The 9,826-nt window shown below is 67.9% G+C and carries 11 protein-coding genes; 9 read left to right on the top strand and 2 right to left on the bottom strand.

Going from position 1 to position 9,826, the window contains the following annotated elements; all coding sequences use genetic code 11:
• Positions 1-30: 30 nt before the first annotated feature.
• Entirely contained in the window at positions 31-825 is a 795-nt protein-coding gene (locus AUR65_RS03565; protein WP_058568402.1) for a PHP domain-containing protein, read from the top strand.
• 75 nt (positions 826-900) lie between these two features.
• Positions 901-1,065: a DUF6757 family protein gene (locus AUR65_RS19865; RefSeq protein ID WP_004045157.1), complete on the top strand. Its 165-nt coding sequence runs from the start codon at positions 901-903 to the stop codon at positions 1,063-1,065.
• Positions 1,066-1,143: 78 nt separating this feature from the next.
• On the opposite strand, the gene AUR65_RS03570 is transcribed toward AUR65_RS19865, so the two are convergent.
• Entirely contained in the window at positions 1,144-1,656 is a 513-nt protein-coding gene (locus AUR65_RS03570; protein WP_058568403.1) for a DedA family protein, read from the bottom strand.
• A gap of 103 nt (positions 1,657-1,759) precedes the next feature.
• Here AUR65_RS03570 and hemB point away from each other — a divergent pair, with 103 nt between their 5' ends.
• The 7 genes from hemB (at position 1,760) to hemL (ending at position 9,385) form a co-directional block, all read left to right on the top strand.
• Entirely contained in the window at positions 1,760-2,743 is a 984-nt protein-coding gene (hemB, locus tag AUR65_RS03575; RefSeq protein ID WP_058568404.1) for a porphobilinogen synthase, read from the top strand.
• Between the two features lie 366 nt (positions 2,744-3,109).
• Entirely contained in the window at positions 3,110-4,528 is a 1,419-nt protein-coding gene (locus tag AUR65_RS03580) for an ammonium transporter (RefSeq protein WP_058568405.1), read from the top strand.
• Entirely contained in the window at positions 4,525-4,884 is a 360-nt protein-coding gene (locus tag AUR65_RS03585) for a P-II family nitrogen regulator (protein ID WP_004973958.1), read from the top strand. Before AUR65_RS03580 ends, AUR65_RS03585 begins: the two co-directional genes overlap by 4 nt.
• Before the next feature lie 379 nt (positions 4,885-5,263).
• Entirely contained in the window at positions 5,264-6,634 is a 1,371-nt protein-coding gene (locus AUR65_RS03590; protein ID WP_058568406.1) for an ammonium transporter, read from the top strand.
• A gap of 3 nt (positions 6,635-6,637) precedes the next feature.
• A complete protein-coding gene (locus tag AUR65_RS03595) occupies positions 6,638-7,009 on the top strand; it encodes a P-II family nitrogen regulator (protein ID WP_084816528.1) in 372 nt (123 codons plus the stop codon).
• A 192-nt stretch (positions 7,010-7,201) separates the two neighbouring features.
• Positions 7,202-7,906 carry a CPBP family intramembrane glutamic endopeptidase gene (locus AUR65_RS03600; RefSeq protein WP_058568407.1) on the top strand — a complete coding sequence of 235 codons (705 nt, stop codon included), beginning with the start codon at positions 7,202-7,204 and terminating at the stop codon, positions 7,904-7,906.
• 141 nt (positions 7,907-8,047) lie between these two features.
• On the top strand, positions 8,048-9,385 hold the full coding sequence (gene hemL / locus AUR65_RS03605) for a glutamate-1-semialdehyde 2,1-aminomutase (RefSeq protein ID WP_058568408.1): 1,338 nt from the start codon (positions 8,048-8,050) through the stop codon (positions 9,383-9,385).
• Between the two features lie 58 nt (positions 9,386-9,443).
• Here the strand turns inward: hemL and AUR65_RS03610 are convergent, their stop codons facing one another.
• Positions 9,444-9,623, bottom strand: a complete 180-nt coding sequence (locus AUR65_RS03610) for a hypothetical protein (protein ID WP_233194312.1) — start codon at positions 9,621-9,623, stop codon at positions 9,444-9,446.
• Positions 9,624-9,826 lie beyond the last annotated feature (203 nt).

Genomic DNA, 9,826 nt, shown 5'->3' on the forward strand with positions numbered 1-9,826 from the left:
TTTGTCTCCCCCTCGCCCCGACCACGTGGCATGGACGACAGCCCGCCGGTCGCGGACCTCCACCTCCACACGACCGCCTCGGACGGCCGGCTCACCGTCGACGCGCTCCCGGACGCCGCCCGCGCGGGCGGGGTGGACGTGGTGGCCGTGACGGACCACGACCGCTACCACCCGGACCTCGACGCCCCGGTAGTCGAGCGCGACGGCGTGACGATTGTCCGCGGCATCGAACTGCGCGTCGACGCCGGCGACCGCCGGGTCGACCTCCTCGGCTACGGCCTCAGAGAGCGCCCCGCCCTCGTCGAGACGGTCGAGCGACTCCAGCGGAACCGCGTGGAGCGCGCCCGCGAAATCGTCGCGGCGGTCGAAGCCGAAACCGGGGTCGGCCTCGACATCGACATCCACGACGGCGTCGGCCGGCCGCACGTCGCCCGCGCCGTCGACGCCAGCGAGGCACCCTACGACTACCAAGGGGCGTTCGACGAACTCATCGGCGCGGACGGCCCCTGCTACGTCGCGCGCGAACTCCCGACGTTCGACGACGGCGTTGCGGCCCTGCGGGACGCCTGCGACGTGGTCGGCCTCGCGCACCCGTTTCGCTACCGCGACCCCGCCGGCGCGCTCGACCTCTGTGCCGACCTCGATGCCGTCGAACGCTACTACCCCTACGGCTTCGCGGTCGACCGCGACCTCGTGGACGAGGCCATCGAGCGCTACGACCTGCTCGCCACGGGCGGGAGCGACGCCCACGACGAGACGCTCGGCCGCGCCGGGCCGCCGGCGGCCGACTTCGCCCGGTTCGCCGCGGCGGTAGACGGCCTCTAACCGTGTTAGTCCGTGAATAACTCCGAATGTGCCGTGGGGCGTAGAGTTAAATCCTATCGGAACTGAAGGGGGGATATGCAGTGTCACTACTGCGACCGTGAGGCCGCATACGCCGCGGAGAAGGACCACATTAAGGTCGGTCTCTGCGAGCGACACTTCCGCAAGCGGGTCGAGGAACTCGCCGAATCCGAGGAACTCGCCGCCCTGAAGGAAAAACTCGACATTAATCGAACAAAGTAGCGGCCGGTCAGCAGGTGTCCCTCCACTAACGCCTTCCTACCCCGCAACGCCGAGCGTTCTCCGCGACGGAGCAGTCGGTTACGCGAGCACCTGGCCGCCGAACACGTACAGCGCCGCGAGCACGCTCTCGAACACGATGGTTCCGGCCGCCGAGAGGGCGACGAACCGCTTCGCCGACATGCCCGAGAGGCCGGCCGGGACGGTGAGCATCCCGCGCGTGAACAGCATCGCGTTACTCAGCGGGACGACGACCGGCCCCCAACGGTCGAACCAGCCGTCGAACCGGTCGAGGGAGTCCTCGCTGACGCGGAACCACGACCGAGAGAGGAGGTACTCGCGGCCGCCCCGCTTGGCGACGAAGAACAACGCGACCTGACCGACCGTCGCACCGAGGACGGCGACGCCGAGAATCGGAAGCAGCAGCCGCTCGCCGACCAGCACCAGCGCCCCGGGCACGAGTAGTTCGCTCGGCGCGATGTAGAGGAGCATCGCGCCCTCCAGCACGAACACGAAAAAGAGGGCGACGAGAGCGAGGTCCGACGCGAGGAGGTCCCGGAGGAACGCGGGGAGTTGGGCGGTGAAGGCGCTCATGTCCTGTGTGCTTTGAGCGGCATCGTGTTCATTATGGTTTGGATAACGCGGCGCGAAGCGACGGGAGCGACGGCATTTTGCCGCCGCCAACCGAACCCCGCGTATGGAGTTCACCGACCGTCCCCGCAGGCTTCGAACCGACGGGATTCGCCCGCTCGTCTCGGAGACGACCCTCGACGCGACGGACCTCGTCGCGCCCGTCTTCGTGGACGCGACGACCGACGAGCGCGTCCCCATCGAGTCCATGCCGGGCCACGAGCGCGTGCCGGTCGCCGAGGCCGCCGACCGCGTCGCCGAGGTCCGCGAGGCGGGCGTCGAAGCCGTCATCGTCTTCGGCATCCCCGAGTCGAAAGACCCCGAGGGAACTCGCGCGTACGCGCGAGACGGAGTCGTACAGGAGGCCGTCCGCGCCATCACCGCCGAGACGGACGCCTACGTCATCACGGACGTGTGTCTGTGCGAGTACACCGACCACGGCCACTGCGGGGTGCTGGAGGACCACGCCGAGGACGACCCGACCCTGACGGTCGAAAACGGGCCGACCCTCGACCTGCTCGCGAAGACGGCCGTCTCCCACGCCGAGGCGGGCGCGGACATGGTCGCCCCCTCGGCCTCGATGGACGGGATGGTCGGCGCGATTCGCGCCGCCCTCGACGACGCCGGCCGCGACGAGGTGCCCATCATGTCTTACGCCGCGAAGTACGAGAGCGCCTTCTACGGCCCCTTCCGCGACGCGGCCGACGGCGCGCCGGCCTTCGGCGACCGACGACACTACCAGATGGACCCGGCGAACGCCCGCGAGGCCCTGCGCGAGGTCGCCCTCGACGTGGAACAGGGCGCTGACGTGTTGATGGTCAAGCCGGGCCTGCCGTACCTCGACATCGTCCGCGCCATCCGCGAGGGGTACGACCACCCGGTCGCCGCCTACAACGTCTCCGGCGAGTACGCGATGCTCCACGCCGCCGCCGAGAAGGGCTGGCTCGACCTCGACGAGGTCGCCCGCGAGTCGCTCCTGTCGATGAAGCGGGCGGGCGCGGACCTCATCATCACGTACTTCGCAGAGCACGTGGCGCGACAACTCGACTGAGGCGCTGAGCGGGCGAGTCGGCCGACTCTCGGACGGTCGCTCGACCCATGGAACGACGCGGTTCGAATACCGAACCACGTGACACGATACCGCGGTGCGCACGGCCAAAACACACTTGTCAGGCAACATTTTCCTGAACGTTCGTCCACAGAACGTCTGAGAATCTCAAAATCCTTGGACGATATACAACCTTATATGCGTAATATTCTAGCCTATTTTGTGCAGTTGTGGTATTACACCCCAGTAAATTTGACAAAATCAACCCCACACTTTATGTACTAACTCACCATGAAGCCGAACCGTGATGAAGCACCAGAATCCACACGGATACGGAGCAAAAGTAACTGAACGGTCACCAGAGACCGCATGGGGTGGTCAGTCGTGATACCGCTTCAGGTCGACCCGAGCGTTATCGCGCAGGGGGTCAACTACGTCTGGATCCTCGTCGTCTCGTTCCTCATCTTCTTCATGCAGCCGGGGTTCGCGCTCTTAGAGGCAGGGCAGGTACGCGCGAAGAACGTGGGCAACGTACTGATGAAGAACATGACGGACTGGGCGCTCGGCGTGCTCGTCTACTTCCTCGTCGGCGCGGGGGTCGCGACAATCGTCGGCGGCCTCACGTCGCCCGGCGGCTTCGACGTCGCCGCCGCGTTCTCGTACATCGGCGACTCCGGCGCGTGGATTGACTGGCTCTTCGGCGCCGTCTTCGCCATGACCGCCGCCACCATCGTCTCCGGCGCGGTCGCAGAACGCATGGACTTCCGCGCGTACATCGTCTTCGCGGCGACCATCACGGGGTTCATCTACCCCGTCGTGCAGGGCATGACGTGGTCCGGTGGCCTCCTCTCGGGGAGCGGTTACATCGGTGCCGCACTCGGTGTCGGCTACCTCGACTTCGCCGGCGCGACCGTCGTCCACATGTGCGGCGGCATCGCCGGCCTCGTCGGCGCGAAGATGGTCGGCCCGCGTAAGGGCCGCTTCGACGCCAACGGCGACAGCCAGCCCATCCCGGGCCACTCGATGCTGCTCGCCGTCCTCGGCACGCTCATCCTCGCGTTCGGCTGGTACGGCTTCAACGTCGGTACGCAGGCGACGGTCCTCGCGGCCACCGAAAGCGGCGGTCTGGAGTTCATGGGTGCCGCGCTCGGTCGCGTCGCCCTCGTGACGACCCTCGGCATGGGTGCCGGCGCGGTCGCCGCGATGATCGTCTCGACGAGCTACCAGGGCAAGCCCGACCCCCTCTGGATGGCGAACGGTCTGCTCGCCGGTCTCGTCGCAGTCACCGGCGCCGTCCCCCACGTCACGTGGTGGGGCGGCCTCATCCTCGGCGCGCTCGGCGGCGCAATCGTCCTGCCGGCGTACCGCTGGACCGTCGACTCGCTCAAAATCGACGACGTGTGTGGCGTCTTCGCCGTCCACGGCGTCGCGGGCGCGGTCGGCACGGCACTCATTCCCGTCTTCGCAGTTAGCGGCTTCTCCGGCACGCAGCTCGTGATGCAGGTCATCGGCGTGGTCGTCATCGCCGCGTGGACCATCATCGCCTCGGCCGTCGTCTTCGCAATCGCGGACGCCGCCTTCGGCCTCCGCGTCTCGGAAGAAGAGGAAGTCGAAGGCCTCGACGTCGGCGAACACGGCGTCTCGGTCTACCCAGAATTCGTCGGCGACGCCGGTCCCGACGGCGCGCTCGGCTCGCCCACGGCGACTGACGGTGGCAGCGACGTGCGCACCGACGGTGGCGTCGAGCAAGACGAGACCGTCGAAGCCAACGGAGGTGACAGCCAATGAGCGACGAAGAACAGGGCATCAAGATGGTGATGGCCATCATCCGCCCCGACAAGCTCTCGGACGTGAAGACCGCGCTCGCTGAGGCGGGCGCGCCGTCGCTCACCGTCACCAACGTCTCCGGCCGCGGCTCCCAACCCGCGAAGAAAGGTCAGTGGCGCGGCGAGGAGTACACCGTCGACCTCCACCAGAAGGTCAAAGTCGAGTGCGTCGTCGCCGACATTCCCGTCGACGACGTGGTCGAAGCCATCGCCGAGTCCGCCCACACGGGCGAGAAAGGCGACGGAAAGGTGTTCGTCCTCCCCGTCGAGAGCGCCGTCCAAGTCCGCACCGGTAAGGAGGGCAACCCGGCAGTCTGAGCGCGCACTAACGACCGAAACCGACTCGAAGTCTCTATTTGCCACTCCCGCCGCGGCCCGCGTGAGTGCGCACCCGACTGGGGTTCGATGAACGCCCCGAACTATTCCTATTACTAATCCTACACTACGTTCGTAGGATTGCGTGGCAACATTTGTTTACTGAGTGCTAGCCTTACGTCCTTATACAACACATACATCATCCTATATCGGACATACGTCTCTCAGAACGCCTTTTTGTAGACGTTTGTCAACGCGAACCGTTATATGAACGTCTGTAGATAGCATCTCTCACGGTTCGCGAGACATTCGGTCGCGAATCGAGCACCAATATGAACGACTGTCCAACTTCCCAGCTCGAACCGCTCGCCGGAGGCATCGTATGTTGACACCCCTGCAGGCCGACCTCGCTTCGGTCGTCGAGGCCGTGAACCTCGTGTGGGTCCTCACGGTCACGTTCCTCATCTTCTTCATGCACGCCGGCTTCGCCATGCTCGAAGCCGGGCAGGTCCGCGCGAAGAACGTCGCCAACCAACTGACCAAGAACCTGCTGACGTGGAGTATCGGCGTCATCGTGTTCTTCCTGCTCGGCGCGGCCGTGTCGTCAATCGTCGCCGCCTTCACCGGCGGCCCCGCGACGACGATTTCCGGGGCGTTCACGAGCCTCTACGCGCCCGACGCCTCGGCGACGACGGCGTGGGTCGACTGGCTCTTCGGCGCCGTCTTCGCCATGACCGCCGCCACCATCGTCTCCGGTGCCGTGGCGGGCCGCGCCCGGCTCCGCGCGTACCTCACGTACACCATCCTCATCGCGGGCGTCATCTACCCCGTCGTCGTCGGCTTCACCTGGGGCGGTGGTTTCCTCGACGCCCTCGGCTTCCACGACTTCGCAGGCGGCATGATCGTCCACGGCATGGGCGGCATCGCCGGTCTCACCGCGGCGTGGATTATCGGCCCGCGCATGAACCGCTTCAAACCCGACGGCACGGCGAACGTCATCCCCGGTCACTCCATCACGTTCGCCGTCCTCGGCACGCTCATCCTCGCGTTCGGCTGGTACGGCTTCAACGTCGGCACCGCCGCCGCACCCCTGGCGTACGCCGACGGCGCGGTCACGCTCGGCTCGTTCGCCTTCGTTGGCCGCGTCGCCCTCGTGACGACGCTCGGCATGGCCGCCGGCGCAATCGGCGCTGGCGGGGTCGCCATGTACAAGACCGGCAAGGTCGACACGCTCTACGTCGCAAACGGCCTCCTCGCCGGACTCGTCGGCGTCACGGCCATCGCGGACGACATCGTCTGGCCGGGCGCGCTTGTCGTCGGCCTCCTCGCCGGCGCGCAGCTCCCGATCGTCTTCGAGTTCGTCGAAAAACGCCTCCGCATCGACGACGTGTGCGCGGTCTTCCCCGTTCACGGTTCCGCGGGCATCCTCGGTGCGCTCCTCTACCCCGTGTTCGCCGTCCCGCTGTGGCACGACGGCGCGTCCCTCGTCTCGCTCGCCGTCCCGCAGGTCATCGGCGTCGGCGTCATCTCCGTCTGGACGTTCGCCGCGACCGCGGTCGTCTTCGGCGGCTTCCGGGCCATCGGTCAGGTCCGCGTCTCCTCGGACCACGAGCGCGAGGGCCTCGACACCGCCGAACACGGCGTCGACACCTACCCCGAGTTCGGCTCGCCCGACGCCGACACCGGCATCCGCACCGACGGCTCCGGCGTCCCGAGCGGGGATGGATTCATGACGACGGGACGGGAGGACTAACCCATGAGTGATTCCGACCTTCCGAACGACGGCGAAATCAAGATGGTGATGGCCGTCATCCGCCCCGACAAACTCTCCGACGTGAAGACCGCGCTCGCCGAAATCGGCGCGCCGTCGCTCACCGTCACCAACGTCTCCGGCCGCGGCTCTCAGCCCGCGAAAAAGAGCCAATGGCGCGGCGAGGAGTACACCGTCGACCTCCACCAGAAGGTCAAAGTCGAGTGCGTCGTCGCCGACATCCCGGCCGACGACGTGGTCGACGCCATCGCCGAGTCCGCCCACACGGGCGAGAAAGGCGACGGGAAGGTGTTCACCCTCCCCGTCGAGAGCGCAGTCCAAGTCCGCACCGGCAAGACCGGACGCGACGCGGTCTGAACGCCGAGACTGCTTTTTCGCCGTCAGTACGGTCGCTGCGAATCGTACCCGACCTCGTCACTCTGACGGGCGACGAGGTTATACGCGCTCGGCCGAAGTTACCCGTGGCCCCTCGCGGGGCGAGAGCCGAACCCACGCGAAACCGTTTTTCCGCTCCGCACCGAGCGTCGTGACGATGAGCGGTGGCTCCACGTGGTGACTGTCGCGGTCCTCGGCGGACTCGCCGTCGCGCTGTTCGGGATGGCCGCAGTCGGACTGCTCGCCGACCGGTATCTCCCCGAACCCGACGACCTCCGCGCCGACCTCCTCGTCAGCGACGCGAACAAGTGGGCCGTCTTCGCCCTCCTGTGCGGCTACGTCCTCGTCGTCGAGGGGCGGCCGCTGTCCTCGATGACCGGCCGCTCGCTGGACCCCCTCGCGTTCGTCGCGGTGGTCGGCGGCGGCGTCTTCGTCCTGTTCGCCGCGAACGCGGTGACGACGCCCGTCTTCGACCGACTCGGCGTCGGCGGCCTCGACGAGGGGATGTCCGGGTTAGGCTCGCTGTCGGTCAGACACCGAGTCTTCGTCGCCGGGACGGCCGGCGTCACGGAGGAAGTGCTGTTCCACGGCTACGCCGTCGAGCGACTCCTCGAACTCACCGGAAGCCCGCTTCTCGCGGGCGGCGTCTCGTTCGTCGCGTTCACCGCGAGCCACGCCGTCGGCTGGGAGCGCGGCGCGGTCGTCAGAATCGCCGTCCCCGCGCTCCTGACGACGATTATGTACCTCCTCGTGCGCGACGTGGTCGCGCTCGTCTGCATCCACGCGCTCAACGACGCGGTCGGACTGCTCTTAGCCGGGTCGGTCGAGGCCGGCGACGCCGACGGCGCTGACGCCGCCGCGGACGGGGCGGCGCGGTAGGTCGCCGCCGCCGGAGCGAACCGAGAGGTCGCCGCAGTCCCGACGCACCAGTCGGGCGGGCGTGCCCCGTCCGACGGTTCGCCGGCGGCAGGTGCGGCCGACCCAGTAAGGTCTTTCCCGCGAGCGGCCGAACCGCCGCGCATGAGACACGACGAGTCAAGGGCGCTGTACGACCGCGCGCTGTCCGTGCTCGCGGGCGGCGTGAACTCCTCCGTCCGGGCGACGCAACCGTACCCGTTCTTCGTCGAGCGCGGCGACGGCGCGCACGTCATCGACGCCGACGGGAACCGCTACGTCGACTACGTGATGGGCTACGGGCCGCTGCTCTACGGCCACGACGCGCCCGAACCCGTCCAGTCGGCGGTCCAGAAGCACGCGGCGGCCGGGCCGATGTACGGCGCGCCGACCGAAATCGAGGTCGAACACGCCGAGTTCGTCGCGCGGCACGTCCCCTCGGTCGAGATGCTCCGATTCGTCAACTCCGGCACCGAGGCGACCGTCTCGGCGGTCCGCCTCGCCCGCGGCGTCACCGGCCGCGACAAAATCGTCGTCATGCAGGGCGGCTACCACGGCGCACAGGAGTCCACGCTCGTCGAAGGTGGCCCCGGCGGCGCGAAGCCCTCGACGCCCGGCATCCCCTCGTCGTTCGCCGACCACACCATTCCCGTCCCGTTCAACGACGAGGAGACGGTCCGCGAGGTGTTCGAGGAACACGGCGAGGACATCGCGGCGGTGCTGACCGAGCCGATTCTGGCGAACACTGGCATCGTCCACCCGGTCGACGGCTACCTGGAAGCCCTCCGCGACGTGACCGAAGAACACGGCGCGCTCCTCATCTTCGACGAGGTCATCACCGGCTTCCGCGTCGGCGGCCTCCAGTGCGCGCAGGGCAAGTTCGGCGTCACGCCCGACCTCACGACGTTCGGGAAGATTATCGGCGGCGGCTTCCCCGTCGGCGCGGTCGGCGGCAAGGCCGAACTCGTCGAGCAGTTCACCCCCGGCGGCGACGTGTTCCAGTCGGGCACCTTCTCGGGCCACCCAGTCACGATGGCCGCAGGCCACGAGTACCTGAAGTACGCCGCCGAAAACGACGTGTACGGACACGTCGACCGCCTCGGCGAGAAGCTTCGGTCGGGCATCACGGACATCCTCGAAGACCAGGCCCCCGAGTACACCGTCGTCGGCACGGACTCGATGTTCAAGACGGTGTTCACGCGCCACGGGACGGCCGAGCGCGCCGACGCCTGCGCCGACGGCTGTGCGCAGGTCGAGTCGTGCCCCAACTACGACGCCTGTCCGAAGACCGGCGCGGACGTGTCGAACGCCGAGACAGACCGCTGGGAGCGCGTCTTCTGGCAGGAGATGAAAGACCGGGGCGTGTTCCTCACGGCGAACCAGTTCGAATCGCAGTTCGTCTCCTACGCCCACACCGACGAGGACATCGAGGAGACGCTGGAAGCGTACAAGGAAGCGCTGTAGCCGCGTCCCGCCCTGCGACCCACCGGCGACCCACCGGCGACCCGCTGGCGGAGTTTTTCTACGACCCCACCGCCCTGGAGAGCCCGAGGTACACCGGGAGTCCGAGGACGGCGGCCAGTCCGGCGGTGAGAAGCAGCGGGACGACGCCGGTCGGGTCCGGCGCGAAGATGAAACCGAGCGGGAGCGCGACGACGAACGCGACGCCGAAGGTGAGGGCGAGACGGGCGGACCTGTTCACGTCCGGGCCGTCGCCGTGGAGGCCGATAACTGTTCGGCACGGCGAGGCGGGCCCGAGTCGGCCGACGCCGACGCGAGCGACGGTCGCTCGCGCGACTGCGACCCGGCGCGAACGCGACTTACTCGGCCCGCAGTCGCGCCTCGGCCGCCCGCCACAGCGGCGGGGAGGTCAGGGCGACGCCGGCGCCGAGACAGACCGCCCAC

It is taken from the genome of Haloferax marisrubri, assembly GCF_001469875.2.
GTDB lineage: Archaea > Halobacteriota > Halobacteria > Halobacteriales > Haloferacaceae > Haloferax > Haloferax marisrubri.

Bases quoted from the DNA above. Each gene is read 5' to 3' on its own strand.
- AUR65_RS03565 (WP_058568402.1), top strand. From the start codon at position 31: ATGGACGACAGCCCGCCGGTCGCGGACCTCCACCTCCACACGACCGCC.
- AUR65_RS19865 (WP_004045157.1), top strand. From the start codon at position 901: ATGCAGTGTCACTACTGCGACCGTGAGGCCGCATACGCCGCGGAGAAG.
- AUR65_RS03570 (WP_058568403.1), bottom strand. From the start codon at position 1,656: ATGAGCGCCTTCACCGCCCAACTCCCCGCGTTCCTCCGGGACCTCCTC.
- hemB (WP_058568404.1), top strand. From the start codon at position 1,760: ATGGAGTTCACCGACCGTCCCCGCAGGCTTCGAACCGACGGGATTCGC.
- AUR65_RS03580 (WP_058568405.1), top strand. From the start codon at position 3,110: ATGGGGTGGTCAGTCGTGATACCGCTTCAGGTCGACCCGAGCGTTATC.
- AUR65_RS03585 (WP_004973958.1), top strand. From the start codon at position 4,525: ATGAGCGACGAAGAACAGGGCATCAAGATGGTGATGGCCATCATCCGC.
- AUR65_RS03590 (WP_058568406.1), top strand. From the start codon at position 5,264: ATGTTGACACCCCTGCAGGCCGACCTCGCTTCGGTCGTCGAGGCCGTG.
- AUR65_RS03595 (WP_084816528.1), top strand. From the start codon at position 6,638: ATGAGTGATTCCGACCTTCCGAACGACGGCGAAATCAAGATGGTGATG.
- hemL (WP_058568408.1), top strand. From the start codon at position 8,048: ATGAGACACGACGAGTCAAGGGCGCTGTACGACCGCGCGCTGTCCGTG.